Below are 25,642 nucleotides of genomic sequence, written 5' to 3'. Positions count from 1 at the left end.
AGGAGTGTCAAACGATGAAAGCATGGTTATTGCTGGCCGGTGTGCTGAGCCAGGGGGCCTGGGCGTTGGCCCCGTGCCAGAGCGACACGGCGGTGGGCAACTGGTGCGAGATCGGCATCGATGCCTTGCACCCGACTCAGGGGGGCGTCGGCCAGATCCAGGTCGATGAGACCCAGGCCACAGTGGCGGGCATGAGCGCAAAGCAGCTCGACAAGTTGATGAAAAAGAAAGAGATCCCCGTGGTCATTGCGCCGGATGGCAGCTACTGGCTGGTGGACCGCCACCATCTCACCAAGGCGTTGTGGCAGCAGGGCGTCAAGGATGCCCGGGTCAAGGTGATTGGCCGTCTGCAGGACAAAGCCAACTTCTGGAGCCAGATGCAGAACAACCACTGGGCCTGGCTCAAGGATGAGAAGGGGCAGCCGCTGACCCCGGAGCAGTTGCCGACCAGCATCGACAAGCTGCCTGATTACCCCTATCGCACCCTCGCCGGACTGTTGCAGGATTCGGGCTACTTTCGCAAGGATAAACAGGTCTATTTCGTCGAGTTTGCCTGGGCCAGCTGGCTCGGCAAGCAGATGCAGTGGATGCCGGTAGATAGCACCAATCTGGCGGCACGGCTGCAACAGGCCAAACGGCTCGCCTGCGGCAGCGATGCCAGTGACTTGCCCGGTTATCCTGGCAAGCAGTGCAGTCTCAACCAGTCCAAAAGCGCGCAGTGAGCGGATGCGCGATGACGGCATCCAGAGCTGCCGAGGATAAAAGAGGGCGCCCCTTGTGTCGCCCTCTTTCTGTCTGGAGGTGAGTATTGCGCATGATGGTTTTGGCAAGGTCGCCAGAGGTATGAGAGATCTTGCACTAACCCTCTGGTTGATATTTATTCTCAATTAGCCATGATAATACTCCCACCATGACGGATTCGGGAGAGCGAGATGACACCGCAAAGTTGGCAACGATACATGCTGGAGGCGGAGCGTGCCTGGCAGGCCGGTTCGCTGGGGGCGGCGATCTGCTTTTATCAGCAGGCGCTGGGGGATGTTTACGAGATGACCCAGGTCGAGTTGACCGAACTGGCCACCATGCGGGTCGCCACCTGTCACCGGCTGGCCGACTTCTGGCGGGCGATGGATGAGCCGACTTACGAGCTGCGCTACCTGAAGCTTGCCTCCGAGCTGGTCACGGCGCTGGTGCCACAATGCCCCAACCGGGAGTGTGAGGCACTGATCAGCGAGCTGGGTTGCTGTCGCGGCGCTCTGCTCGCCTTTCTCAAGCGCCACCCCAATCCGGAAATTGCCCGGCTGATCCAGCTGCAGGACAAGGTGCAGGGCTGCGAGCTGATCGGCCGTTTTCGCCTCAACTAACTGGCGTTGAGCGGCAGCTCAGCCCCGCCGTTTGAGTTTCTGGGCGATGCGCTGTTGCGCCTCTTCCCCTTGCAGTGCCTGGGCGAAGGCGCGCGCCTCCAGATCGATGACGAAGTGCACCGCCTGTTTAAGCTCCTGTTTCAGCAGCGCCTTGCTCTTTTGCAGCGCTCTGGGCGGTTTGGCTGCCAGCTTCAGCCCCTGCTCGCGGGCAAAGGAGAACACTCCTTCGGCCGCTACCACCTTGTTGGCCAGCCCTAATCGCAGCGCCTCTTCGACATCAATCGCCTCGGCCAGCAGCAACAGCTCGGCCGCCTTGAGGTGACCCACCAAGCGCGGCAGCAGCAGGCTGGAGGCGAACTCCGGCACCAGCCCCAGCTCGACGAAAGGAAGCTGCAAGCGGGCGTTATCCGCCAGATAGACCAGATCGCAATGCAGCAAAATGGTGGTGCCAATCCCCACCGCCGGGCCTGCAACAGCGGCGATCACGGGTTTGGGGAAATCGGCCAGAGTGTGGAGGAACTGCAGGATGGGGTCGTCGGGCTCCAGCGAGCTCTTGCCCACAAAGTCGGCCAGATCATTGCCCGCGGTAAAGCAATCTTGCTGCCCCTGCAACAGCAGGACATGCACCTCCTCATCAGCTGCCGCCTCTCGCAGCGCGGCCACCAGTTGCTTATAGAGCTCGGTATTGAGGGCGTTGCGCTTGTCGGGGCGGTTGAGGGTCAGGGTGAGCAAGCCATCCTGCTGCTCGGCAATGAGAATGGGGGCCATGTCTAAATCCTTGTTATTGAAAGGTGCATAAAAGGTTTCTGCTGGGGTAACCTTGGGGCCGTTTAACAACATCATAAAAGGATTTCAACCATGTTTAAACGTGCGTTTTATTCTCTGCTGCTGGTTGGCATGGCGGCGCCGGCGCTGGCCAAGGTCGAGGCCGTCGATGGCTATGTGCGCCTGTTGCCGCCGGGCACTCCCAACACCGCCGCCTTCATGGTGCTCAAAAATGACGCCGACCAGTCAGTCAAGCTGGTGGCGGCGGCTTCTGCTGCCGCCGGGCGTGCCGAGTTGCACACGCACCTGCACGAAAATGGTGTGATGAAGATGCGTCAGGTCGAGAGTATCGAGATCCCTGCCAAGGGCGAAGCGGTGCTGAAACCGGGCAGCCTGCACATCATGCTGTTCGAGGTGGGCACGCTCTCCGAACAGACCCCTTTCCCGCTCACTCTCACCATGGACGATGGTCAGAAGCTTGATCTGTCACTGCCAGTGAAGCCGATTGAGCCGATGGCAGAGATGAAGCATATGAAGCACTGACATTTGTCGTCGTTTGTTCAGGATTGACGCTGGGTATTTTGGCTGCACCGAGTAAAATAGTGCTCTTTTCCATGTATGCAAGAGGAAGTGACGTAATGAAAAAGACGCTGATTGCCGGTTTTGTGCTGGCTCTGTGCAGCCAGAGTGCCATGGCCGCTGACGACTGGCGTTTTGCCGCCGGTGCTGACGTATGGGCCGCCAAGGGCAGTGGTCAGGCTTATGGCCATAGCGCCGATGGCAGCTATGACGACAGCTACAACTGGAACGGCTATCTGCAACTGGAGCACGGCATCATCCTCCTGCCGAACGCCAAGTTTGAAGTCTCTGATTTCAGCACCTCCGGTGGCAACTTCAAGAACGACCTGACCGCCTACGATCTGAGCCTCTACTACCGTCTGTTCAACAACGATCTGTTCAAGATCGATCTGGGTATGACCGGTCGTCACTACGATGGCGAGCAGGTTTACTCCGGTCGCAAGGGTTATGACGAAGATACTCTGATGGCCTATGCCGGCAGCGAAGTGAAGATCCCGGGCACCGGCATCGCCTTTTTCGGTGATCTGCGCACCCACGATGCAGACAACTATGACTACCGTCTGGGTGGTTCCTACAAGTTTTCTTCCATGCCGATCAAGCTGCGTGCCGGTTGGCGTGAAGCCAAGATCGACTTCGACAGCGTTGACCAGCGTATCGATGGCTGGTTCATGGGTGGTGAGTTCACTTTCTAATCTGAGCGTCAGCTGATGACGAGGAGCAATAATGGGTCACATCATAGTGACAGGTGCCGGTTCTGGTCTCGGCCGGGCCCTGACCATCGGACTGGTTGAGCGGGGTCATCAGGTCTCCATGATGGGGCGCCGTTATCAGCGACTGCAGGAGCAGGAACAACTGCTCGGCAGCGCGGTGATCGGCATCGCAGCCGATCTGGCGCACCATGAAGAGGTCGATGTCGCCTTCGCCGCGGCGGTGGAGTGGGGCGGCCTGCCCGACATGGTGATCCACTGCGCCGGGGTGGGCGAGTTTGGCCCGGTCGGTGTTTACACCGCCGAGCAGATCCGCCGGGTGGTGGAGAGCAATCTCATCTCCACCATTCTGGTGGCCCAGCAGACGGTACGGCTTATCGGTGACAAGGGCGGGGTACTGGCCAATGTGCTCTCCTCCGCCGCTCAGGTGGGCAAAGCCAACGAGAGCCTCTACTGCGCCTCCAAATGGGGGATGCGTGGCTTTCTGGAGTCGTTGCGCGCCGAGCTGAAAGGCTCGCAGCTGCGGCTGGTCAACCTCTACCCGAGCGGGATCCGCAGCGAATTCTGGGACAACTCGGATCATGTGGACCCGAGTGGCTTCATGACTCCGGAAGATGCGGCGGCCTATATGCTCGACGCACTGGAAGCCAGAAGCAGCTGCCACGTGACCGACCTCTTTATCGGTCGCAATCCCTGAGGCGAAGCCCACCATCCGGTTGCCGTCGTCAGCACACAAAAACAAAAAGCGCGCCAAATGGCGCGCTTTCTTATATCGGGAAGAGGGCGGAATTAACGGCCCAGCTTGGCCTTGAGCATGGCGACGATATCGCTGATGGCCACTTCTTGCTTCTCGCCAGTGCGGCGGCACTTGTACTCCACCACGCCGTTGTCCAGACCGCGATCGCCGATGACGATGGCGTGCGGGATGCCCAGCAGCTCCATGTCGGCGAACATCACGCCCGGGCGCTCTTTACGGTCGTCGAACAGCACGTCCACACCAGCGGCTTTCAGCTCGGCGTAGAACTGTTGTGCCTGCTCGGCCACACGCTCGGATTTGTGCATGTTCATCGGCACAATGGCCACTTCGAACGGGGCGATGGCATCCGGCCAGATGATGCCGTACTGGTCGTTGTTTTGCTCGATGGCGGCAGCCACCAGACGGGAAACCCCGATACCGTAGCAACCCATCTCCATGGTGACGGATTTGCCAGCTTCGTTCAGCACGCTCGCCTTCATCGCTTCGGAGTACTTGGTACCCAGCTGGAAGATGTGGCCCACTTCGATACCGCGCTTGAGCAGCAGCTTACCCTGGCCGCACGGGCTCGGGTCGCCTTCTACCACGTTGCGCAGGTCGGCAACTTCGTAAGAAGCGATGTCGCGATCCCAGTTGGCACCGGTCAGGTGGAAGCCGGTCTCGTTGGCGCCGCAGACGAAGTCCGCCAGATGGGCGGCGCTGCGATCGACGATGATGCGACCGGCAAAGCCGACCGGGCCGATGGAACCTGCATCGCAACCGGCGGCAGCTTTGATCTGCTCGTCGTTGGCGAAGGTCAGCGGGTTGGCAACGCCAGCCAGTTTCTCAGCCTTGATTTCGTTCAGCTCGTGGTCGCCACGCAGTACCAGCGCGATGACGGCCTGCTTGCCGTGCTCATCTTCCTCTGCCAGTACCAGCAGGGTCTTGGCGATGGCGGTCGGCGCCACCTTCAGGAAGGTAGCCACTTCGTCGATGGTGTGGACGTTCGTGGTGGCAACCTTGGTCAGGGCTGCGGTGGCGGCAGCGCGCTCACCAGCCGGGGCCAGCGCTTCGGCCATCTCGATGTTGGCGGCGTAATCGGAGCTATCGGAGAAGGCGATCAGATCTTCACCGCTCTCGGCCAGCACCTGGAATTCGTGGGAACCGGTACCACCGATGGAGCCGGTATCGGCCTGCACCGGACGGAAGTTCAGGCCCATGCGGGTGAACGCCTTGCAGTAGGCGGCGTGCATCTTCTCGTAGGTATCGACCAGAGACTCTTTGTCGATGTGGAAGGAGTAGGCATCCTTCATCAGGAATTCGCGGCCACGCATCACGCCGAAACGAGGGCGTACTTCGTCGCGGAACTTGGTCTGGATCTGGTAGAGGTTGAGCGGCAGCTGCTTGTAGCTGTTCACTTCGTAACGCACCAGCGCAGTGATCACCTCTTCGTGAGTCGGGCCCAGCACGAAGGGACGGTTGTGGCGGTCGGTCAGACGGCACAGCTCGGGACCGTAGTCATCCCAGCGGCCAGACTCCTGCCACAGCTCGGCAGGCTGCACCACCGGCATGGAGACTTCAACGGCACCAGCATTGTTCATCTCTTCGCGAACAATGTTCTCGATTTTCTTCAGTACCCGCAGACCGGTTGGCAACCAGGCATACATGCCGGAGGCCAGTTTACGGATCATCCCGGCGCGCAGCATCAGCTGGTGGCTGACAACTTCAGCGTCGGAGGGGGTTTCCTTGAGAGTGGAAAGCAGATATTGGCTGGTACGCATCGCGGTAGACCTTAGCTAGAACGGGCGCGGGGCCCAGGATAATTTCAAGGGCGGAATTTTAACAGGCTGGGCGTTATGGCCCAAGGGCTAAATTTGCCGCAACCCGAAAGGTGGCAACACCCGGCAGATAGCCTGGGGCAATGACCATTGCAACAAGCAGGTTTTTTATGCCTGCAATTTGGCCGGATCTCCGCTAAACTCTGCCACCTTTTCTCGATGGGCATGGCTTTTCCGCGTCCATCACCCCCCATTTTTAGTACTTTTGGAGCCGCTCATGCCGTTAGTGGGACATCAACACCAGATCGAGATCCTGGAACTGACCGACAAAGGAGATGGCAAAGGACGCCTGTTCGATCGCCCCCTGTTTGTCGAAGGTCTGCTGCCCGGTGAACAGGCGCTGGTGGAGCTGACCGAGGTCAAGCCGAACTATCTGCACGGCAAGGTCGCCGAGCTGCTCCAGCCCTCTGCCGACCGGGTTGCCGATTTCTGCCCCAACACCGAGTGTGGTGGCTGTCAGGTGCGCCCGCTGGCCTATCCGGCCCAACTCAAGCTCAAGCAGGCCTTGGTGCAGAGCGCACTGGAACAGGTCGGGCTGGGTGACACCCCGGTCAAGGATATCCTTGGCATGGAGAGCCCGTTCGCCTATCGCAACAAGGCGCAGTACGCGGTTCGCGGCTGTGACGCCGGTGCCGAGATCGGTTTTTATCGCAAGCACTCCCACGACCTCATCACCGCCGATGATTGCGCGGTGCAGGACTCGCTGCACGTGGAGCTGAACGCCCGGGTGCGCAACTGGATGCGCGCGCACGACATCGCGGCCTATGACGAGGTGAACCACACCGGTTGTGTGCGCAACCTGATGACCCGCAAGGGCTTCAAGAGCGGCGAGCTGATGGTGGTGCTGGTGACCCTGAGCGAGGAGCTGCCGTTTGAAGCCGAGCTGCTGGCGGCCCTGCAGGATCTGCCGGTCACTACCCTGGTGCAGAACATCAACGAAGCGCGCACCAACCGCATTCTGGGCGACAACAACCGGGTGCTGCTGGGCAGCGGGGTGATCCGCGACAAGATCCACGAACTCGAATTCGAGATCTCGCCGCTCTCATTCTTCCAGAACAACCCGAGCCAGACCGACGTGCTCTACTCCAAGGCACTGGAGTATTGCGAGCTGACCGGCAACGAGACGGTGTTCGATATCTATTGCGGTATCGGCACCATCTCCCTGTTCCTGGCCGGCAAGGCCGCCAAGGTAGTGGGGATCGAGTCGGTCGAGAGCGCCATCAGCGATGCCCGTCGCAACGCCGCCCTCAACGGTATCGAGCACACCGAATTCCACGTCGGCAAGGCTGAGCAGCTGATGCCTGAACTGCACGCCCAGGGCGTGACCGCTGATGTGGTGGTGATGGATCCGCCGCGCAAAGGCTGTGACAAGGCTGTACTGCAGACCCTGGTCGCCATGGCGCCCCGTCGTCTGGTCTATGTCTCCTGCAATCCGCAGACCCTGGCCCGCGATCTTGCCTGGCTGGTCAAGCAGGGCTTCGTGCTGGACGAGGTGCAGCCGGTCGATATGTTCCCGCACTCCATGCATGTGGAAGCGGTAGCTCGCCTGAGCCTGCCCGCCAAGGCGTGAGTCATCGCCTGATACTCGCACATAAAAAAACGACGCCAGCTGGCGTCGTTTTTTTATCTCTGCAATCGGCTGATGGCCGATTAGCGGGCGCTCTGGCGCACCTCGGCGGCAATCTGGTCGAGCAGCTGTTGCCAGCCCTGACCCAGTTCGTTCACCAGTGCGTTGTAGCCATCGGCCGGTAGTATCCGCTCCTGACGGAAGGGGGCATCGCGCAGCACGGTGCCATCTTCCGCCAGCAGGCGCCAGCGGCCGCTCAGCACGGCGCTGCCGTCATGACGGCCCTGAAAGCGCTCCACCAGAATGGTCAGCACCGGCCCCTTGCGGGCGCCATCCTGCCGCACCACCCAGCCCGGCAGGCGGGTGGAGAGGCCATTGAGGGTGAGCTGGTTGAGCTGATCGTCCAGCGCACCGGCCCAGCGATGGTACTCGGTGAAGTGCAGCTCTTGCCCTTCCAGCTGATAGACCAGACTGATCCGGTCGAGCTGGCTGGCCAGCGCCACCGGGCGCAGCACCAGCTGGTGCTGCGGTTGGGCAGGTGCCGTCACGGGTTGCTGGTTGTCGGCATCGAGCGAATAGTAGTGCAGGCTTGGCTGGCTGCTGCAACCCGCCAGCAGGCCCAGCAGGGCCAGCGTCAGGATCTCTTTTTTCATTGTTTGCCTCGCTTGGGCTCAGGGTCCGATGGATGCGCGCGATCGAAGATCAGCGAGCTGGGCTGCTCATTGAGGGAGTGCACCAGCGGCTGCAGTTCGCGCATCAACTGATTGAGGGTCTGCACCGACTGGCGCAGGTCCTGATTGGTCTGCGACTGGGCATCATAGGCCTGCAAGGTCTCCTGCAACTGCTTGAGGCTCTCGTTGAGCGAGGCCGGCAGCTGCTGGGTGGAATCCTTGGCAGTGAGCTTGTTCAGGTTGGCGCTGACTGCACTGATGTTCTTCAGGGTGCCATCCAGAGTGGTGAGTGACCCGTTGACCTTGGTCAGGGTGGTCGCCATGTCCATGTCGACAAACTTGTCGAGGATGAGGTTCACCTTGCGCTCGATCTGATCCAGCCCGCCCTGCACGGTGGGGAAGACCTGATAACCGGCCAGCTTGGCCTGCTCGAAACGTGGCGCGTCCGGATAGAAGTTGAGATCGATGATCTTGCCACCGGTCAGCAGGCTCGAGGTCTTGAGGCTGGCACGCAACCCCTCCTTGAACTGCTTGCCGAACAGGGCGCGCCATTGATCCTTCTCCGCCTTGGCATAGCGGTGGGAGAGGCGCTGTACCTCGATGCGAGCCAGCACCGGGATCTGGCGGCTCTTGAAGATCTGCACGCCCTTGTCCTCGATGAGGTAGGGGGCGGAGATGACGGTACCGACCCGAATGCCGCGATACTGCACCGCCGCGCCCGGGTGCAGGCCACCCACGTTGTCATCGAACAGGAAGACGTAGTCGATGAACTGATCCAGACTACCGGCCAGCACGCTCGCCTCATCCTGAAACAGGGTGAACCCTTCCATCTGTTTGACCGGCTCGCCAGGCGCCCAGCCGGGTGGCAGACCCATGGTGATGCCGCCATCGATCAGGCTCTCCAGCGAATCCATCTTCACCTTCATCCCCTCGCTGCTCATGGAGACTTCGAAGCCCGGGGTCATCCAGAAGCGGGAGTTGCTGCTCACCAGAATGTCATAGGGGGCGTGGATGAAGATTTGATACTGCATCTCGCTCTTTTCCGGCAGGAACTTCGCCTCTTCCACCTGACCTATGGTGAAGCCCTGATAGTTGATGGGGGAGCCTTCCCCCAGCGCGCGGGTGTCGCGACTGCTGAGGGTGAGACGCAGCCCCTTGGCATCGAGGGAGGCGAGTGGCGGTTTGTCGAGCATGGCGTATTCGTCCCGTGCCCGACCTTTCTTGCCGGGGGCGAGCTCGATATAGGCGCCGGAGAGCAGGGTGCTCAGACCCGATACCCCTTCACGGCCCACTCTGGGCTTGACCACCCAGAACTGGCTGTCACCGCGCAGCATGCCGGAGGCGGCATTGGTCAGCCGTCCTTTCAGCACGGCATGGCTATAGTCATCACTCAGCTCGACGGCCTCGATGCGGCCGACGTCCACTTCGCGGGAACGGATCACCGTCTTGCCAGCGACTATGCCCTCGGCAGTGGCGACTGTCAGGGTGAAACTGGGGCCCTGGGAGTACCAGTGCTGGAACAGCATCCAGAGACCGATGAACAGCGCCAGCAGGGGCACCATCCAGATTGCGGCGGCAGAGCTCAGAAAGTCAGAGCCCGGTTTCCACCTTTTTTTACGCTCACTCACGTTCGCGTTCTCCTTGTTGTAAATCCCAGATCAGGCGGGAGTCGAAACTCATGGCGGCGACCATGGTGATCAGCACCACACCTGCAAATGCGACGGCCGCAGGGCCGGGATAGATGGTCATCAGATTGTCGAGCCGGATCAGGCCCGCCAGAATGGCCACCACGAAGACGTCGATCATCGACCAGCGTCCGACAAATTCGGTCATGCGATAGAGTTTTAGCTTGCCGAGGGGGGAGGTGACATTGCCGCGCTGCACCATATAGCAAAGCCAGAATAGCGCCAGTATTTTCACCAGCGGCACCACCACGCTGGCGAAAAAGATCACCGCCGCTATGGGGTAGGAGCCCATGGCCCAGAGCAGCACCACACCGCCGAGGATGGTGGAGGGGCTGTCATCACCGAGAAACACCGTATCCATGATGGGATAGACGTTGGCCGGAATGTAGAGAATGGCGGAGGTAAACAGCAGCGCCCAGGTACGGTTCAGGCCGCCCGGCTTGCGGGCATGCAGCTTGCCGCCGCAGCGGGAGCAGCTATGGCAGCCCACCTCGCTCAGGGCGCCACAGATATGGCAGCCCACCAGACCTGATTCCAGCGCGCCCGCTTCCGGGTCGATCTCCCGCGCCTCGGTCGGGCCGAACAGCCGCTGCCACAGCCACATCTGATCCAGCGAGGAGATCATCTTGATGAGCAGCACCGTGTAGCCGACGAAAGCCCAGAATGACAGCCCCATCTTGATGTCGGCCATCCCCATCAGCTTGACCAGCGAGATGAGCACCCCCACCAGAAAGACATCCACCATCAGCCAGGGTTTGATCCGGCAGAGTAGACGGCCGAGGGAGCGCAGGGCATTGCTGTGCAGATCTTTATCGATCCGCCACAGCACCAGCATGATGGAGCCCATATAAACCAGTGGCAGGCCGATCAGGGTCAGGCTCAGTACCGCGCCGAGAAACAGATAGCCCTCATCCACCAGGGTGGTGATGCTCTGCAAAAAGGTCATCTCCTGGCCCACCCCTTTGGCCGAGAAGGACATAAAGGTAAAGGCATTGGCGAGCACGAACATGATAAGTGCCGCGAACCCGTAGGAGATCGGCCGCAACTCCTGCTGTGGCAGGTGGCGACTCAGGGTGTGTCCGCAACGGGGGCAGCAGCTGGCCTGTCCCACCTCGAGCGGTGTGGCCGGTATCAGCAGGTCACACTCTTCGCAGGCAGTGGCATCATGGACATAGGTGGTGTGGTGTTGGTGTGAAACCGGATGCAAGATAAAACCCCAGATAAGGCCCGTGGTAGAGCCAGAGCTGGCGATTATCGCAGTTGTGCTGGTCAGCGACCAGCCCCCGGAGGCCGCTATTGCTGGCGGGAGTGAGAATGACTTTGACAAGCCAGTGCCCATTTAGCACAATCAAACGCCACTTTTTTTTCCGCGGGACAATAATTTATGACAACTGAATCCCCCAGCTACTCCACGATTGAGCAAGCCTTCTCCCTCGGGAACGGGCAAGATTCTGCCCTCAACTGGTTGCGCAAGAACCGCAGTCAGGTCGCTATTTTTCTGGTGAGCGGCATCAAGCTGGAAGGCACCATCAGCGGGTTCGACCAGTACAGCGTGCTGCTGACCGATGCTCATGGTAACCAGCAGCTGGTCTACAAGGCCAAGATCTCCACCATCGCCATGCACACCGGCCGTCCGCAGGTGAACATCCAGCGTGCTCGCAAGCCGCGTGTCTCCATGGCGCCGCGCCCCCACGGTGCGCCGGGTCGTTATGACGACAATCAGGGCGGCGGCAACAACGAGTAATCGTCTGCCCCGCACGCCCCGTTGACGCGCCCTGCGTCAGCGACTGACGGAGCTGGCTCTCATTCTCAACCCTGTCCCGTATAAGATCCAGCTCCGGTTATCGCCCCTTGTTGGGCGATATTCTTCTGCACTACATCGCTATGCCGATCGGTTTACCTGCTTTGACCATGCAGGTCTGCATACCCGCCGCTTCTCCAGCCTGTACACCGATACCGGTATCTTCAAACACCAGACAGCCTGACGGCTTGACCCCCAGCTTGCTGGCAACCAGCAGGAAGGTATCGGGATTGGGTTTGTGCTGCTCAACATCGTCGGCCGTGACCACCACCTTAAAGTAGCGATCCAGCCCGGTATTGCGCAGCACCGCTTCGGCGTTGATGCGAGGAGAACCTGTACCGATCCCCATCGGAATGACACCTTGATAGCGTTCGACCAGTGTCTGCATGGCGGGAAACACGGTCGCCTTGTGCAGGTTGGCCACATAGTGGGCAGTCTTGCAGCGGGTCACTTCGAGCGGGTCGAGGGGGATCTGCTGCTCCTGTGTCACCAGCAGGGCGATCTTGCGGCTCGGCATACCGCCCAGTTCATAGAACCAGTCGGCATCGAAGCGAAAACCAAATTCACAGGCGGTGTGTTCCCAGGCGGCGAGATGCAGCGGCATGGAGTCGACCAGGGTGCCATCCAGGTCAAAGATCAGGCCTTGGAATCCGGAAAGTGTCATGGTGCGGGTCAGTCTCTGAAAAAAGGGAGCCCATTCTAGCCAGAGCCTCCCCGGCCTGCCATCACCTAGCTGGTGAGAAACGCTTGCCCCCACATTTGCGCCTGAAAATAGACGGGGGTGAGCCTGGTCGGGTCGAGCTGGTATTTCGGTGCCAGCTGCTCCAGCAGAGCCCAGTTGCCCTGTTCATAGGTCCTGACCAGCTGGAACAGGTGGAACAGCGGCCCTTCGTGCCGCTCGATGGCTCGCTTTACGTTGTTGGGCAGGTGGGCCTTCAGCGACTCTGATAGCAGGGAACCATCGAGTACCAGCCCTACCAGAAAAGCCCAGCTTGCTTCGCGTTTGTCGAGGGCGGTGAGGGCGATAAGTTCGCAGAAGCGGCCGCGAGCGATGGCCATTCGGGTAGAGGCCTCCGGCATATGCTGGCTCACCCGGGCCAGGCCGTTGATCAGCACAAACTTGCGGATCTCCTGCTCTCCCAGATAGGAGAGGGCGCGGGAAACCGAGGTGATAGGGGCTGCATGATCGAAGCCGGGCGCGTTGACATAGGTGAGTAGCTGGCCCGGGAGCAAGGCATCCTGCTCCAGCAGGCGAGCCACCTGGGCAAAGGAGAACTCCTCGTGGCAGATAAGTTGAAGGATCTGCTGCACAAGTGCCATGTCGGGCTGGGTGGCACGTTGATTGACCAGCTCGGGGCGGGCGAGAAAACCACCGGCAAAGAAGTCGACTCCGGCCTCTCGCAGCGGGAGAAAATCTTCCCAGGTTTCGATATCGAGGGCCATCCGCTTGTGTTCGGTGGGCTGGCAGATCCCCTCTTCCCCCATCCAGAATACCAGCAGACGGCTGGCACCGAGCCAGCGTGGCTCACGACTGACCCCATGTACAGCAAGCCGGCGTCGACTGTCTCGCCATTGTTCCAACACCGGAAAGGAGGCGGGCAGCCGTTCGCTGGAAGCCTCTACCAGCGGGATCGCATCCTGATCAAACAGCAGGGGGCGCTGTTCATCGAGCTGCTCGTGGGTGAAAGGCACCAGATATTGGCGCCCTTGTGCCAGCAGGCGGCAATGCTGTGCCAGTGAGGGCCACTCGTCCGGTGAGCCAAGCAGATAATCGATACCGTAGGCCACCAGGGCCAGGCGGCGATTGAAAATGGGATAACGACGCAACAGCATGGGATCACCGATAGGCCAGAGTGCGTGCCCGTCCTTGAGACTTGGCGTGGTAGAGCGCCTGATCGGCCTGTTCGGTCAGACTCTGCCACGCCTCGTCCAGGGAGGGGACCAGATAGCTAAAGCCTATGCTAACCGTAATGAAATCAGCAACCCGCGAGGCGGGATGGGGCAGTTTTAATTGCGCCAGTCCGGCATGGATCCTCTCGGCCAGTTGCTCGGCTTCACCGGGTTGTGGGGCGCAAAGCAGGATGACGAACTCTTCTCCGCCATAACGAGCCACCAGATTGGTAGAGCGTCGCTCGGCCTCCCGCAGTACGCGGGCTACCTGCTGCAGGCACTCATCCCCCTTGGTATGACCGAAGTGATCGTTATAGGCCTTGAAGTCGTCGACATCGATCATCAATACCGCCAGCGGATTCTGGGTGCGCCGTGCCCACTCCCACTCCCGTTGCATGGTGATGTCCCACTGGCGCCGGTTGGCGATACCAGTCAGAGGATCTTCCAGCGAGAGCAGGGAGAGGCGGTGATTGGCCTCTTCCAGCGCCCTATTGGTTTCGGCCAGTTGTATCGTGCGTTCGGCGACCCGGGCTTCCAGCTGGCGGTTGAGCTGCTCCAGCTGCTCCTGAGTGCGCTGGCGGATCAACAACTGTGACAGGATGGCGGCGTACTGTTTGAAGATCTCGCTCTGATAGGCTTTGAGCGGGCGGTGCCACAGCAGGTTGTCGGCGGCGATCCAGCCGATGGGGATGGCGCCATCCCAGAGCGATACCATGGCGTTCCAGCCCTGTCCCACCTGCTGTTTCTCGTAGTAGAGAGGGGTATCTTCCAGCACCAGCACGTAATCCTTGCGCTTGAGCGCCTCCTGCACCGTGGGGTGATCCGGGATAGGACTGACAAAGTCGTGTTCGTCTACCAGCTCTCCCTCTTCACTGGTGCCCCAGGTGCCGCGCATGGTTTTGCCATCGGGTTCGATCAGGAAGATGGCGACCCGATCGAACTGCAGCTCCTTGCGGGCCAGCAGCACGGCGTCCCGCAGCAGATCGTTCTCGCTGCGACAGCGGGAGAGGGTGACGCTGACCATGTGCAGCGCCTGCAACATGGTGAGGAAGGAGCCCTGCAGTGCCTGACTCTGTACCAGATCGGTCTGGGTATGGAGCCGCTGGTCCCGCTCCTGATTGACCTGGCTGGAGAGCAGGTGATTGCTGAGCTCGGCAGTCAGATAGTGAATAAGGAGCTGGATGCCCTGGCGCTGGTGGGAGGAGAGGCGGTCTATGCGGCGGCGGGTCTCCAGATAGATGACCCCTTCCAGTTTCATGTGACGTTTGAGAGGGAAACAGGCGCGTAGCTGTGGCTGGGCGGGCTCCACATTTTCGCCAGGATCTGGCGGTGGCTGGAGCTGCTCGATCACCAGTTGTCCCTTGTCCATTGCCTTGTCGATCAGGTGGTGGGGTAGTGTTAGCTGTTCTAGCTGGGCTAGATCCAGTTCGATCACGCCCTGATCCAGCTGAAAACTGTAGAGCTGTGCTTCAGGAGCTCTCAGCCAGAGGTAAAGGCGTTCTGCATCGGTCTTTTCACGGATGGTGGCGAGGCTCACTTCGCATAACTGAGCGAAGTTGGTGAAGTGTTCCGGGTCCCATTCCTGCATACCAGTATCCCTTGGATTGTACCCAAGCGAGTATAAACATATTTCTCTTTGATTAATATGTCAGAAAGGAGATGTGTCGCACATATTGGTTGCATTCCAGGTTATGTGTGGAAACATTCACTGCTTTTATTGCCAATTATGGCGAAAACTGTGCGTAGTTGCGCCACCTGTAGCAGCGTGCATGGCAGATGTGGAGCAAAAAAGAGCCCGCACGATGGCGGGCTCTCGGGCAGATTCGATGACTCTGCGTGGCTTACTCAGCCTGGGAGGCTGGCTGCGCTGGCGTTTCACTGCTATCGGCTGACGTGCTCTCTGCCAACGGGGCTTCCGGTGCCGGACCCGGCACCAGCTCCACCGCCGGCTTGGCAATGAGGGAGCGGGTCTCTTCCACCGCTTCTGTCAGCTTGACCTCAATGATCTGACCGAGCTCGTAGACCACCTCGGTCTTGTCCAGATAGACGCGACCGTTGTCCCAGTTGCACTCCAGCCGATCCTTGTTGTCGAGGATATGACGGGCAGGCATGAAGACCACGGCGCCGTTCTCCTGCAGACGCAGCTTGAGGCCAGCACGCATCACGTCGATGATCTCGGCGTTGAACACCTTGTCGGTGCCAGCATCGGCCTTGAGGTAGCGGACATAGAGCCAGTCGCCGATGTCGCGCTCCACCATGCGGTGCAGGCGGCGGCAGGCGGTCAGGTGCTCGGTGAGCTCGGTGCTCGGGCGCTCGCCCGGGGTTTTGCCCGCGATGACCGCTTTGAGCAGACGATGGTTGACCATATCGCCGTATTTTCGAATAGGTGAGGTCCAGGTGGCGTAGGCATCCAGACCCAGGCCGTAATGTGCGCCCGGCTCGGAGGACATCAGTGCATAGCTCTGGAAGCGGCGGATCTTGCCATCCAGCCAGCGGGTATCGAGGTTGTCGATCCAGCGGCGCAGGGCGCAGAAGCCGGAGAGGCTGGCGATCTCGTCACGTTCGAACGGGGCCTCGGCGCTTTTCAGCAGGTCGATGGCGCCGTCGAGGGACTCTTCGTCAAAGCCTGTGTGGACGTTGAAGATGCCGTAGCCGACGCTCTTGCCCAGTACGCGACCGGCGCAGATGTTGGCGGCGATCATCGACTCTTCCACCATGCGGTTGGCGATGCGGCGTGGCTCGACGTGGATGGCCAGCACTTCGCCATTCTCGCCCAGCTCGAAGTCGTAGTCGGGACGATCCGGGAATACCAGTGCATGCTCGGTGCGCCACTTGATGCGCGCCTCGGTCATTGCCTTCATCATCGGCAGCTGGGCCAGCACACCTGCGTCGATAGCCAGCTCTTTGCCATGCTCAGCCCAGTCGGAGACGTCGTCATAGTTGAGACGGGCGTGGGAGCAGATGCGGGCGGCGAAGAACTCGGTCTCCTCCAGCAGCAGACCATCTTCGGCGATCAGCAGACGGGCGCACAGGGTGTTGCGCTCCTCGCCCTCTTTCAGGGAGCAGAGCTCGTCGGAGAGGGTGCGCGGGATCATCGGCACGTTGCGGCCCGGCATGTAGACGGTAAAGGCGCGCTGGGCGGCCTCTTTGTCCAGCTCGCTCCCTTCGGCCACATAGGCGGTCGGGTCAGCGATGGCGACCAGCAGCTCCCAGCCGTTGTCCAGCTTGGTGATGGCCAGCGCATCGTCCATATCCTTGGTCTTGGCACCGTCGATGGTGAAGAAGGGGACTGCGGTCAGATCGCGACGGGGCAGCTCTTCCTCTTCGATCACCTTCCACTCCGGCAAGTCAGCCGGCTCGACCTGGGCCAGATTGTGGCGCGCCAGCACCACCCACCAGGGCACATTGTGATCTTCTTGGGCGGCGATCTTCTGGATAATCTCGGCAGAGAAGTTGCCGTCGACCAGCGCATGGCGCTTGAGGGTCGCCACCACCCAGTCACCTTCCTTGAACTCTTTCTCATCCAGACCCTTCTTGACGCGGGCCTTGATGGCATCCTTGATCAGCGGATGGTCGGCAACCACGTTGAGGCGGTCACGGAACATCTTGACCCGGGCCACGAAGCGGGTGACGGACTGCTCCAGCAGGGTATCCGGCTCGGCCACTTCCTTCTCTTTTTCGGTGCGGATCAGGGCGGTCACCCGGTCACCGTGCATCACCTTCTTCATGTAGGGAGGCGGCACGAAATAGCTGGTCTTCTCATCGACTTCCAGAAAGCCGAAGCCCCGGTCCGAGGCGCGGATCACACCCTCTTTCTTCGGGATGTTTTCGCGGATTTGTTGCTTGAGCTGGGCCAGCAGCGGATTGTCTTGGAACATAAATGGGGAACCTGAGTGGAGACCTGATGAAGAAACGCCCAGCACTATACGTTTTTAGCCCTGCAAAGCCAAGGTGAATGGCCTGATCAGCGTGGTTTCAGAGAGCTGCGGGCATAGTCGATGAGCCGTAAAGAGAGCTGTTTGTGTACCCCTTTTTCCAGTACCCAACGGTGCCAGTAGAGTCGCTCCGTCAGGATGCGCTCTGGGCTGAGGTTGACCAGTGAGCCACTCTCCAGTTGTCTCCTGATCTGTAATTCCGGGATAAGACAGTAGGCCACTCCCTGTTCGGCCATGGCGACAAAGGCCTCCGACGAATGAACCGTATGGCAGGGGTAGCCGCCAGGCTCCAGCCCGAACTGCTCCCTCATAAAGCTTACATGCATGTCATCTCGCTGATCGAACGCTACTGCCGGTGCCTTGGCCAGTGCTTCCCGGGTCAGACCGCGAGGAAAATGGCGAGCCACAAAGGCCGGGCTGGCGGTGAGCAGATAGTTCATCTCACCCAGCTCGTCGACACAGCAACCAGCCAGCGGTTGGGGGCTCAGGCTGACCGCGCCGAAGGCCTGTCCCTCGCGCACCTTGTCGAGGGTGCGGCACTCGTCATCCACCAGCAGGTTGAGTTCGATGGGATGCTGCTCAAGCAAGGGAGTAATCGAGGGCAGAAACCAGGTGGCCAGGCTGTCGGCATTGACGGCGATACTGATCCGGATGGGTGCTTGTGGTGTGGCGGGAGCCAGCTCACCAGCCAGTTCCAGCTCTAGCTGGTGGACCTGACGATAGTGTGCCAGCAGCTTCTGGCCGAGCTGGGTCGCCTGCAACGGCTGGCTGCGGATGAGCAGCGGCTCGGCAAACTGTTGCTCCAGTAGTTTGATCCGCTGGGAGATGGCGGACTGGGTCATGTGCAGTGATTTGGCGGCCCGCTCGAAGTTCTGCTCCTGCAGTACCGCATCCAGTGCCCGCAGCAGTTTGTAGTCCAGCTCTTTCATCTTCCCTCCCTTGCGTTGCTTCTGGGCTGACTCTACGTCACTCGGCAGGGGACAACAATGGGTGGCGACAGGGCCGTTACGCTGTGATTTCTGACAGTAGTGATCAGGTTGTTGAGGGAGGATACTGCCCGCTGACCCATGGGTTAGCCTGCGGGCTCATAGCGATCTGTTTATCCCGGGTCTGTTTTCCCGGGATTTTTTATGGCTGCGTTGCCAGCGCCGGTGATGGTTGCTGCAGTAGAGAGTGGCTGGTTTGATAGTGGCCCAGCAGAGGTTTGCCAACGGCACGGGCGAAGCGTTCATCCAGATGGAAGCGGATCCCCACCCCGCGCACGGCCCCCAGATCCACCGCCTGGCGATGGCCGAGGCGCTCGATGGGCAGGCCGAGGCGGCGGAAGATGCGCTCTACCGGCAGGCTGACGACAGCGACCAGCTCACGGATCCCGTGAGCATGGGCGAAGGCATAGACTTCGCGAAAGATGACGCAGGTGAGCTCGCTGACGCCATTGACCATCCGCGGAGCACGGCTGGCATCGATGGCAAGACGGGTCAGTTCCCAGACATCGGGGGTACGCGGTGCACTTTCACCGGCAAGGGCGGTGGGGAAGATGGTGGGCAGCATATAGGCATCGGCACAGTTGAGCAGGCGAATACAGCCGCATAGCCCTTGCTTATCCTCGATCAGCACCCAATGGGTGTCTGGCGTATCAAAACTGTCACGCTCAAGTCCCCGATGGGACTCTACATCCCAGCCGAGCCGGTCGGAAAAGACGCGATTTCGAAAGCGATAGAGTTCATCCTCTACCTCATTTCGTGGATGCTCTCTCAATTTTCCTTTGAAAACCAACATTATGGGCCCTCTGTCTTGCTATTCGCCGTTATAATCACATGTCTGGCCAAGGGGGCTTTCATATGAAAAGAGACCAACTGCTTGAGTATCTCGAACATTTCACTTCGGTGACGGATGGCAACCGTCTGGCCGAGCTGATCGGTCACTTCACGCTCGGGATGGGCTACGACTACTACCGCTTCGCGCTGATCCTGCCGATGTCGATGCAAAGACCCAAGGTGGTGCTGTTCAATCACTGCCCTGACTCCTGGGTGCAGGCCTATACCGAAAACAACATGCTGGCATGTGATCCGGTGATCCAGCTGGCGCGCAAGCAGACCTTGCCCATCTACTGGAATCGCCTCGATGAGCGAGCAAGCTTTCTGCAAGAGGGAAGCATGGATGTGATGGGGCTGGCAGCCGAGTTCGGGCTGCGCAACGGCATCTCCTTCCCCTTGCACGGTGCCGCCGGGGAGAACGGTATTCTCTCCTTCATTACCTCGGAACGGGCCTCGAGCGATCTGCTGTTGGAGTCGTCGCCCATCCTCTCATGGATGTCCAACTACATCTTCGATGCCGCGATCCGGGTGGTGCGTTTCAGCATGATGGACAGTGTGGGCAAAGAGCCCCTGACCGAGCGCGAAACAGAGTGCCTGTTCTGGGCCAGTGAAGGAAAGACCTCCAGCGAGATTGCCTGCATTCTCGGCATCACGGAGCGCACAGTGAATTACCATCTCAATCAGGTCACCCGCAAAACCGGCTCCATGAACCGCTACCAGGCCATTGCCAAAGGGGTGGGAACCGGCTTGCTGCTGCCCAATCTGGAGCAGGTGGTGGTCACCAATTTCCCCAGAGTGCTTCAGTAGTCCGAGTCTCAGATACCACAGATTCTCCTGCTGCTGTCTGAGGGTCACAATTGTCAGATCCGGTAATTGACACGGGATTTAATAGAAGCGCTTCATCATTAGCAAAATGAATGAACCAGTAAATCAATGAATTTCTAAGAAGGAGCCGGACTCGCTATAGTGCCGTTCATTCATCATTTCGAACGGAATTTTCGATGCTGCTGACCACGACCCTGCAAGGTTTCACCATAGGTCTTGCCATGATCATCCCTATCGGCGCCCAGAATGCCTTTGTGCTGAGCAGGGGTATCCATCGCAACCATCATTTGCTGAGCGCCACACTCTGCAGCTTTTGCGACCTAATTCTGATCGCCATAGGGGTATTTGGCGGAGCCAATCTGCTGGCCGCCAGCCCGATCGGCATGATATTGCTCACCTGGGGGGGCGTACTGTTTCTCGGCTGGTTTGGTGTGCGCTCCCTGCGCAGCGCGTGGTATGGGCAGGAGGGAGGACTGGCCGACGCTTCGCAACGGATGAAAGCCAGAAGTGTACTGGCCATGACGCTAGGGGTCACCTTGCTCAATCCCCATGTCTATCTCGATACCCTGATGCTGCTCGGCTCGCTGGGCAGTCAGGTGAGCGAGCACCTGCGTCCGGCCTTTGCGGCCGGTGCCATGCTCGCCTCGCTGGTGTGGTTCTACTCACTTGCGCTGGGAGCTGCAGCATTGGCGCCCTGGCTGGCGAGAGGGGGGGTACAGCGGGGGATCGATCTGCTGGTCGGCATCATCATGCTGAGTCTGGCGGGCAAGCTGGCGTTTGGAGGCTAGTCCGCCAGACTGTATCCATGGTGATGTCGGTGACGCTCATTGGCGGATAGCGAGGGTAGGCTCCGTGCGATTGAGTGTCAAACACCAGTCCGTTCTACGGACTGGTGTTTTTACAGCTTCTCGATACAGAGGCTATACCCGGAACTGGGAGAGCAGGCGCTGTTGCTGCAGGCTGGCCTGATGGAGAGAGGAGGCCAGCAACAGGCACTCCTGCGCCTCCTGTTCGCCGGTTCTGGCCTGCAGGCTGATCCCCGAGACCTTGTCGGAGGAGTGGCTGAGGGTGTGTGACAGTTGCCCGGTGGCCACGGCCACCTGCTGCACCATATCGGCCAGCTGGTCGATGGCCCCTTCCACCTTGAACAGGATCTGCTTGGTGTTCTCGGAGTCTTGCATGCCAGACTCCACCGTCTTGAGGTTGCGCTGCATCATCAGATAGGCGCTCTCGGTCTGCTGCTGGATGCTGCTGATCACCTGGCTAATTTCGGCGCTTGAGGCCGCGGTGCGGTTGGCCAGGGTGCGCACCTCGTCAGCGACCACCGCAAAGCCACGTCCCATCTCCCCCGCGCGGGCTGCTTCGATAGCCGCATTGAGGGCCAGCAGGTTGGTCTGCTCCGAGATGCCGCTGATGGTGGAGATGATCTGGCCAATCTGGCCTGCCTGCTCCTTGAGGGCGTTGATGGCGACGGCGCACTCGCCCACCTCCTGCACCACCCGCTGCATGCCCGCGCTGGCGGAGGCGACATACTGGCTGCTCTCGGTGGTCAGCTGGCGCACCTCATTGGCATTGTGGGCCGCCATGCTGCAGTTGTCCGATATGGTGGTCGCTACCTGTACCATCTGTTCGCTGTCGTGGTGCAGGGCCAGCGCATGTTCGGCAGTCTGGCGGCTGCTCTGGCTGATCGCCTCCACCCGGTTGACCGAGGTGTGGACGTGCTCGCTGAAGTGCCGATTATTGTCCATGGTGGAGCTGATCATCTTCTGCAATTTCTCGATGAAGCGATCCACGCTGTTGGCAAGCGAGCCTATCTCGTCATCCCGTTGCAGGTTGATGCGGGCGTTGAGATCTCCCTCGCCGGCGGCGATATCCTGCATCCGTTTATCCACCTGCAGCAGCGGGGTGACCAGCTTGCGGGTCAGCCAGAAGCCGCAGAGGGTGACCATGAGCAGGCTCAGCAACAGGCCGCCCAGCAGCAGGGAGCGAGTCTGGCTGATGATGCCGTTGAGTTGGACGACCTGATCCTCGACGGTGGCATCACCGCTCGCCTCGATGGCAACCAGTTGTTGTTTCAGCTGGTCGGCACTGGCCTCATAGAGAGCCTGCTGGGCCTGATAGTTGCCGAGCGCCTCGATCCACTGCCCCATCAATTGCTGATGTCGGGTCAGCAGGGCGCGATACTCTGCGGACAGTGTCTTGCCAGCAAATTCCCCGGAGCCCTCGATATCGAACAGTCCGGTGCCGAGCATGCTGTCGATCGCTCCGTGGTAGAAATCGGTCGCCTCTTTCAGCTCGGCCTTGATCGCCGCCGTGACCCCCTGTCTGCGCATCTTCTCCAGCGCATAGAGCTGGCGCAAAAAGCCGATGTTGGACTCCATCCCCCCGTCGGCCGCTTCCCAGCGGGTAGAGAGGCCACTGTTCCAGCTGATGGTCTGGTCGGGGGATTGGGTCAGCGTCTCTACCGCCCCATCGCCGATCTCCTCCAGCTGCGTCGAGAGACGGGCCATCAGGTCGGCGTTATGATGCAGGGCCTGATCCGCCTCTGTGTAGGCGTGATAGAGCGTCAACAGCTTCTCTTGTTGCTGTTGATAGGCCTGCTTCTGTTGCTCCATGGACGAAAGGGCTGCGCCATCAATGAGCTGCCCCTGACTGACCCGAGCCAGTGCCTCATCGGTTGCCGCTTTGGCGGCATCAAGCTCGGCACGATTGAGCGGGGTGCCGTTTTGCATCTTCTGAATCTGTAACTGTTGATTGCCCAGTTCGATGGAGCCCTCCATGGCCCCGTCAGCGGTCTGCCAGGCGCTTCCCAACACATAGGCGAGCAGATCGGCAAGCCGCTGGCTGCCATACCAGCCCACGGCTCCCATCCCCAGCGTGCAGCCGAGCAAGATGGCAAGACCCAGATTGGCGGTGGTAACAATTTTCATATGATGGCCTTCCTTGGTATCTGCATTGCATCAATTTCGGTTCCGAACGAGTTTAGTGTAGTGTTCATGCCCGTTCGGAGTCCGGCCCGGTGCAGAAACATCCCGTACACTCCGGCTGAACCAGATCAAGCATGGTAGCCAATTGGCGAAAAAGCTTTCTGGCTACTCTGAGGTTGCCGCCATGTGCTGGATACTTATCCAGTTATTCTTTATGCTATGAGCCAATTTACGAATAGCTGTATTGGTGAGGAGAGAGCTGTGATTGGTCGCTTGAGAGGCATTGTCATTGAGAAGCAGCCCCCCGAGGTCCTGCTGGAAGTGGGTGGGGTTGGCTATGAGGTGCAGATGCCGATGAGCTGCTTCTATGATTTGCCGGAGATCGGCAGGGAAGCGACCATCCATACTCACTTTGTGGTGCGGGAAGATGCCCAACTGCTCTATGGTTTCAACCACAAACAGGAGCGGGCGCTGTTTCGCGAGCTGATCAAGACCAATGGGGTTGGCCCCAAACTGGCACTGGCTATTCTCTCCGGTATGACCGCTACCCAGTTTGTGCTGAGTGTCGAACGTGAAGAGATAAGCTCCCTGGTCAAACTGCCGGGGGTCGGCAAAAAGACCGCCGAGCGGCTGGTAGTCGAGATGAAGGATCGTCTAAAGGGCTGGGTCAGCCATGATCTCTTCTCCCCCGCCATGGTCACATTGCCAGCCAGTGAGCCTGAATTGCGGGCGCCGGGTGTGACCGAAGAGGCAGCCAGTGCGCTGGTTGCCCTTGGTTACAAGCCGCAACAGGCGAGCCAGATTGTCAGCAAGATCGCCAAAGAGGGGATGTCGGTGGAAGATATCATCCGTGAATCTCTTCGTAGCCTTGTGTGAGGTAGTTGATGATTGAAGCAGACCGCCTCATCTCGGCCAGTGCCGCCCGTGAGGATGACATTATTGATCGGGCCATCCGCCCCAAGAAGCTGGCTGACTACACCGGTCAGGATACCGTCTGCGAACAGATGGAGATCTTTATCGAAGCGGCGCGTCAGCGGGGTGAAGCGCTTGATCACCTGCTGATCTTCGGCCCGCCCGGTCTGGGCAAGACCACCCTCGCCAACATCGTCGCCAACGAGATGGGGGTCAATATCAAGACCACTTCCGGCCCGGTGCTGGAGAAAGCGGGTGATCTGGCTGCATTGCTCACCAACCTTGAACCGAACGATGTATTGTTCATCGACGAGATCCACCGTCTCAGCCCGGTGGTGGAGGAGGTGCTCTATCCGGCAATGGAGGATTACCAGCTCGACATCATGATCGGAGAGGGGCCAGCGGCTCGCTCCATCAAGCTGGATTTGCCCCCCTTCACCCTGATCGGCGCAACCACCCGGGCTGGTTCACTCACCAGCCCGCTGCGAGATCGTTTTGGTATCGTCCAGCGTCTTGAGTTCTACAACGTCAAGGACTTGACCGATATCGTCTCCCGCAGCGCCCGTTGTCTGGGACTCGATATGACAGAGGATGGAGCCATCGAGGTCGCTCGTCGCTCCCGTGGTACTCCGCGGATTGCTAACCGCTTGTTAAGACGGGTGCGCGATTTTGCCCAGGTGAAATCCGATGGCCGCATCGATGGTCCCATCGCGGCTCGCGCCATGGATATGCTGGATGTCGATAACGAGGGGTTTGATTTTATGGACCGCAAGTTATTGTTGGCTGTGATAGACAAGTTTATGGGGGGGCCGGTGGGTCTCGATAATCTGGCCGCCGCGATCGGGGAAGAGAAAGATACTATCGAAGATGTGCTGGAGCCTTATCTGATCCAGCAAGGGTATCTGCAACGTACACCCAGAGGACGGATTGCGACCACACGAGCCTACGCTCATTTCGGTCTTCAGCGACCAGATGAGAAGTAAAAACAGTCGTTTGAACATGAAACCGCCGTCAAAGGCGGTTTTTTGTTATGCGGGCCAAAAAAAGCCCACGGCGGATGCGGTGGGCAAAGACAATTCAGGATGGATGTTCACAGACAGTGAGTGCGTCTGGACACAGACCGGAAAATAAACAGGTGAGCCGTCGCGAGCTCTCAGAGTCGGTTCAGTTGATAGAGCTGCACAAAGGAAAGCTTGTAGTAACGGATGGTTTTAGCAACAAACTTTTTCATCTTCGATTCCAATAGACAGGTTCAAATTGATGGTCGAATACGTACCGTGAACCCGGAGTAACCGGCCTGTATCCAAGGGGATGCCCTCACTGCGAGGCGCATTGTAGGAGTTCGAATCGACCTGGACAAACAAGAAAAATTGCAACCTTCAAATTAGTTTATCTAATGCCTCGCTTGATGAAATTGGTTCGCATGAGTATGCATTATTTGCAGTTTTAAATTGGATTTTTGAATCAGATTGACTGACCCGGATAACATGGAAAAAGGCGCGTTATCGACACTTTTCAAATTAAACGAGGTAGCCGGATGTTAAATTCTTAAATTGATTTAAATCAATATTTTACGCTTTATCATCTTTTGTGATCTGGCTCTCTTCAATAATCGTGAAATAGATTAAA

Annotated in this window: 23 protein-coding genes; 11 read left to right on the top strand and 12 right to left on the bottom strand. The window is 59.3% G+C overall.

The features are described 5' to 3' along the window. Window positions 1-14: 14 nt before the first annotated feature. Entirely contained in the window at window positions 15-722 is a 708-nt protein-coding gene (locus tag I6L35_RS03055; RefSeq protein ID WP_216979504.1) for a ParB-like protein, read from the top strand. Window positions 723-932: 210 nt separating this feature from the next. Beyond that, complete coding sequence (locus tag I6L35_RS03050) at window positions 933-1,361, top strand: DUF2753 family protein (protein WP_005335785.1); 429 nt, start codon at window positions 933-935, stop codon at window positions 1,359-1,361. Between the two features lie 18 nt (window positions 1,362-1,379). On the opposite strand, the gene I6L35_RS03045 is transcribed toward I6L35_RS03050, so the two are convergent. Further along, window positions 1,380-2,129 (bottom strand): enoyl-CoA hydratase-related protein, encoded by a 750-nt coding sequence (locus I6L35_RS03045; RefSeq protein WP_216979503.1) that lies wholly within the window; start codon window positions 2,127-2,129, stop codon window positions 1,380-1,382. Window positions 2,130-2,219: 90 nt separating this feature from the next. On the opposite strand from I6L35_RS03045, the gene I6L35_RS03040 reads away from it, so the two are divergent. The 3 genes from I6L35_RS03040 (at window position 2,220) to I6L35_RS03030 (ending at window position 4,109) form a co-directional block, all read left to right on the top strand. Next, a complete protein-coding gene (locus tag I6L35_RS03040; protein WP_005343188.1) occupies window positions 2,220-2,669 on the top strand; it encodes a copper chaperone PCu(A)C in 450 nt (149 codons plus the stop codon). Between the two features lie 95 nt (window positions 2,670-2,764). Further along, window positions 2,765-3,397, top strand: a complete 633-nt coding sequence (locus tag I6L35_RS03035) for a TIGR04219 family outer membrane beta-barrel protein (RefSeq protein WP_216979502.1) — start codon at window positions 2,765-2,767, stop codon at window positions 3,395-3,397. A gap of 31 nt (window positions 3,398-3,428) precedes the next feature. Beyond that, window positions 3,429-4,109, top strand: a complete 681-nt coding sequence (locus I6L35_RS03030) for an SDR family oxidoreductase (protein WP_005343191.1) — start codon at window positions 3,429-3,431, stop codon at window positions 4,107-4,109. A gap of 92 nt (window positions 4,110-4,201) precedes the next feature. On the opposite strand, the gene I6L35_RS03025 is transcribed toward I6L35_RS03030, so the two are convergent. Next, window positions 4,202-5,926, bottom strand: a complete 1,725-nt coding sequence (locus I6L35_RS03025; RefSeq protein ID WP_216979501.1) for a proline--tRNA ligase — start codon at window positions 5,924-5,926, stop codon at window positions 4,202-4,204. Window positions 5,927-6,200: 274 nt separating this feature from the next. Between I6L35_RS03025 and rlmD the strand changes: the two genes are divergently transcribed. Further along, window positions 6,201-7,553 (top strand): 23S rRNA (uracil(1939)-C(5))-methyltransferase RlmD, encoded by a 1,353-nt coding sequence (gene rlmD / locus I6L35_RS03020; RefSeq protein WP_216979500.1) that lies wholly within the window; start codon window positions 6,201-6,203, stop codon window positions 7,551-7,553. An 80-nt stretch (window positions 7,554-7,633) separates the two neighbouring features. Here the strand turns inward: rlmD and I6L35_RS03015 are convergent, their stop codons facing one another. Genes I6L35_RS03015 through I6L35_RS03005 form a run of 3 tightly spaced genes read right to left on the bottom strand, consistent with a single transcriptional unit; the run spans window position 7,634 to window position 11,113 of the window. Then, complete coding sequence (locus I6L35_RS03015; RefSeq protein WP_216979499.1) at window positions 7,634-8,203, bottom strand: membrane integrity-associated transporter subunit PqiC; 570 nt, start codon at window positions 8,201-8,203, stop codon at window positions 7,634-7,636. Further along, window positions 8,200-9,849, bottom strand: a complete 1,650-nt coding sequence (gene pqiB / locus I6L35_RS03010; RefSeq protein WP_005335774.1) for an intermembrane transport protein PqiB — start codon at window positions 9,847-9,849, stop codon at window positions 8,200-8,202. Before pqiB ends, I6L35_RS03015 begins: the two co-directional genes overlap by 4 nt. Next, window positions 9,842-11,113, bottom strand: coding sequence for a paraquat-inducible protein A (locus tag I6L35_RS03005; protein ID WP_204481315.1), 1,272 nt, complete (start codon window positions 11,111-11,113; stop codon window positions 9,842-9,844). Before I6L35_RS03005 ends, pqiB begins: the two co-directional genes overlap by 8 nt. Window positions 11,114-11,290: 177 nt before the next feature. On the opposite strand from I6L35_RS03005, the gene hfq reads away from it, so the two are divergent. Next, window positions 11,291-11,650: an RNA chaperone Hfq gene (gene hfq, locus I6L35_RS03000; protein ID WP_005335772.1), complete on the top strand. Its 360-nt coding sequence runs from the start codon at window positions 11,291-11,293 to the stop codon at window positions 11,648-11,650. 130 nt (window positions 11,651-11,780) lie between these two features. On the opposite strand, the gene I6L35_RS02995 is transcribed toward hfq, so the two are convergent. From I6L35_RS02995 to I6L35_RS02970, 6 genes are all read right to left on the bottom strand, one after another. Beyond that, the gene (locus I6L35_RS02995) at window positions 11,781-12,371 is read right to left on the bottom strand and encodes an HAD family phosphatase (RefSeq protein ID WP_216979498.1); all 591 of its coding nucleotides are present in this window, start codon (window positions 12,369-12,371) and stop codon (window positions 11,781-11,783) included. Window positions 12,372-12,436: 65 nt separating this feature from the next. Next, entirely contained in the window at window positions 12,437-13,540 is a 1,104-nt protein-coding gene (locus I6L35_RS02990) for an EAL and HDOD domain-containing protein (RefSeq protein ID WP_216979497.1), read from the bottom strand. A 4-nt stretch (window positions 13,541-13,544) separates the two neighbouring features. Then, window positions 13,545-15,185 (bottom strand): diguanylate cyclase, encoded by a 1,641-nt coding sequence (locus tag I6L35_RS02985; protein WP_216979496.1) that lies wholly within the window; start codon window positions 15,183-15,185, stop codon window positions 13,545-13,547. 253 nt (window positions 15,186-15,438) lie between these two features. After that, the gene (locus tag I6L35_RS02980; RefSeq protein ID WP_216979495.1) at window positions 15,439-17,475 is read right to left on the bottom strand and encodes an exoribonuclease II; all 2,037 of its coding nucleotides are present in this window, start codon (window positions 17,473-17,475) and stop codon (window positions 15,439-15,441) included. Between the two features lie 86 nt (window positions 17,476-17,561). Next, window positions 17,562-18,461 carry a LysR family transcriptional regulator ArgP gene (locus I6L35_RS02975; RefSeq protein WP_216979494.1) on the bottom strand — a complete coding sequence of 300 codons (900 nt, stop codon included), beginning with the start codon at window positions 18,459-18,461 and terminating at the stop codon, window positions 17,562-17,564. 199 nt (window positions 18,462-18,660) lie between these two features. Continuing rightward, on the bottom strand, window positions 18,661-19,311 hold the full coding sequence (locus I6L35_RS02970; protein WP_216979493.1) for an acyl-homoserine-lactone synthase: 651 nt from the start codon (window positions 19,309-19,311) through the stop codon (window positions 18,661-18,663). A 62-nt stretch (window positions 19,312-19,373) separates the two neighbouring features. Between I6L35_RS02970 and I6L35_RS02965 the strand changes: the two genes are divergently transcribed. Next, complete coding sequence (locus I6L35_RS02965; protein ID WP_005343205.1) at window positions 19,374-20,156, top strand: LuxR family transcriptional regulator; 783 nt, start codon at window positions 19,374-19,376, stop codon at window positions 20,154-20,156. A 197-nt stretch (window positions 20,157-20,353) separates the two neighbouring features. Further along, the gene (gene lysE / locus I6L35_RS02960; RefSeq protein WP_085945988.1) at window positions 20,354-20,962 is read left to right on the top strand and encodes an L-lysine exporter; all 609 of its coding nucleotides are present in this window, start codon (window positions 20,354-20,356) and stop codon (window positions 20,960-20,962) included. Between the two features lie 132 nt (window positions 20,963-21,094). On the opposite strand, the gene I6L35_RS02955 is transcribed toward lysE, so the two are convergent. Next, complete coding sequence (locus I6L35_RS02955; protein ID WP_216979492.1) at window positions 21,095-23,104, bottom strand: methyl-accepting chemotaxis protein; 2,010 nt, start codon at window positions 23,102-23,104, stop codon at window positions 21,095-21,097. Between the two features lie 258 nt (window positions 23,105-23,362). On the opposite strand from I6L35_RS02955, the gene ruvA reads away from it, so the two are divergent. Next, complete coding sequence (ruvA, locus tag I6L35_RS02950) at window positions 23,363-23,977, top strand: Holliday junction branch migration protein RuvA (protein ID WP_216979491.1); 615 nt, start codon at window positions 23,363-23,365, stop codon at window positions 23,975-23,977. A gap of 8 nt (window positions 23,978-23,985) precedes the next feature. Continuing rightward, complete coding sequence (gene ruvB / locus I6L35_RS02945; RefSeq protein ID WP_005335744.1) at window positions 23,986-24,996, top strand: Holliday junction branch migration DNA helicase RuvB; 1,011 nt, start codon at window positions 23,986-23,988, stop codon at window positions 24,994-24,996. Window positions 24,997-25,642: the final 646 nt, after the last annotated feature.

The organism is Aeromonas sp. FDAARGOS 1405, assembly GCF_019048265.1.
In the GTDB taxonomy this organism is placed as follows: Bacteria; Pseudomonadota; Gammaproteobacteria; order Enterobacterales; family Aeromonadaceae; genus Aeromonas; species Aeromonas veronii_A.
This window is presented reverse-complemented; position numbering and strand designations above follow the sequence as displayed.

What these genes read in the sequence shown, in the direction of transcription:
- I6L35_RS03055 (WP_216979504.1), top strand. Translation starts at nt 15, where the DNA reads ATGAAAGCATGGTTATTGCTGGCCGGTGTGCTGAGCCAGGGGGCCTGG.
- I6L35_RS03050 (WP_005335785.1), top strand. Translation starts at nt 933, where the DNA reads ATGACACCGCAAAGTTGGCAACGATACATGCTGGAGGCGGAGCGTGCC.
- I6L35_RS03045 (WP_216979503.1), bottom strand. Translation starts at nt 2,129, where the DNA reads ATGGCCCCCATTCTCATTGCCGAGCAGCAGGATGGCTTGCTCACCCTG.
- I6L35_RS03040 (WP_005343188.1), top strand. Translation starts at nt 2,220, where the DNA reads ATGTTTAAACGTGCGTTTTATTCTCTGCTGCTGGTTGGCATGGCGGCG.
- I6L35_RS03035 (WP_216979502.1), top strand. Translation starts at nt 2,765, where the DNA reads ATGAAAAAGACGCTGATTGCCGGTTTTGTGCTGGCTCTGTGCAGCCAG.
- I6L35_RS03030 (WP_005343191.1), top strand. Translation starts at nt 3,429, where the DNA reads ATGGGTCACATCATAGTGACAGGTGCCGGTTCTGGTCTCGGCCGGGCC.
- I6L35_RS03025 (WP_216979501.1), bottom strand. Translation starts at nt 5,926, where the DNA reads ATGCGTACCAGCCAATATCTGCTTTCCACTCTCAAGGAAACCCCCTCC.
- rlmD (WP_216979500.1), top strand. Translation starts at nt 6,201, where the DNA reads ATGCCGTTAGTGGGACATCAACACCAGATCGAGATCCTGGAACTGACC.
- I6L35_RS03015 (WP_216979499.1), bottom strand. Translation starts at nt 8,203, where the DNA reads ATGAAAAAAGAGATCCTGACGCTGGCCCTGCTGGGCCTGCTGGCGGGT.
- hfq (WP_005335772.1), top strand. Translation starts at nt 11,291, where the DNA reads ATGACAACTGAATCCCCCAGCTACTCCACGATTGAGCAAGCCTTCTCC.
- I6L35_RS02995 (WP_216979498.1), bottom strand. Translation starts at nt 12,371, where the DNA reads ATGACACTTTCCGGATTCCAAGGCCTGATCTTTGACCTGGATGGCACC.
- I6L35_RS02990 (WP_216979497.1), bottom strand. Translation starts at nt 13,540, where the DNA reads ATGCTGTTGCGTCGTTATCCCATTTTCAATCGCCGCCTGGCCCTGGTG.
- I6L35_RS02985 (WP_216979496.1), bottom strand. Translation starts at nt 15,185, where the DNA reads ATGCAGGAATGGGACCCGGAACACTTCACCAACTTCGCTCAGTTATGC.
- I6L35_RS02980 (WP_216979495.1), bottom strand. Translation starts at nt 17,475, where the DNA reads ATGTTCCAAGACAATCCGCTGCTGGCCCAGCTCAAGCAACAAATCCGC.
- I6L35_RS02975 (WP_216979494.1), bottom strand. Translation starts at nt 18,461, where the DNA reads ATGAAAGAGCTGGACTACAAACTGCTGCGGGCACTGGATGCGGTACTG.
- I6L35_RS02970 (WP_216979493.1), bottom strand. Translation starts at nt 19,311, where the DNA reads ATGTTGGTTTTCAAAGGAAAATTGAGAGAGCATCCACGAAATGAGGTA.
- I6L35_RS02965 (WP_005343205.1), top strand. Translation starts at nt 19,374, where the DNA reads ATGAAAAGAGACCAACTGCTTGAGTATCTCGAACATTTCACTTCGGTG.
- I6L35_RS02955 (WP_216979492.1), bottom strand. Translation starts at nt 23,104, where the DNA reads ATGAAAATTGTTACCACCGCCAATCTGGGTCTTGCCATCTTGCTCGGC.
- ruvB (WP_005335744.1), top strand. Translation starts at nt 23,986, where the DNA reads ATGATTGAAGCAGACCGCCTCATCTCGGCCAGTGCCGCCCGTGAGGAT.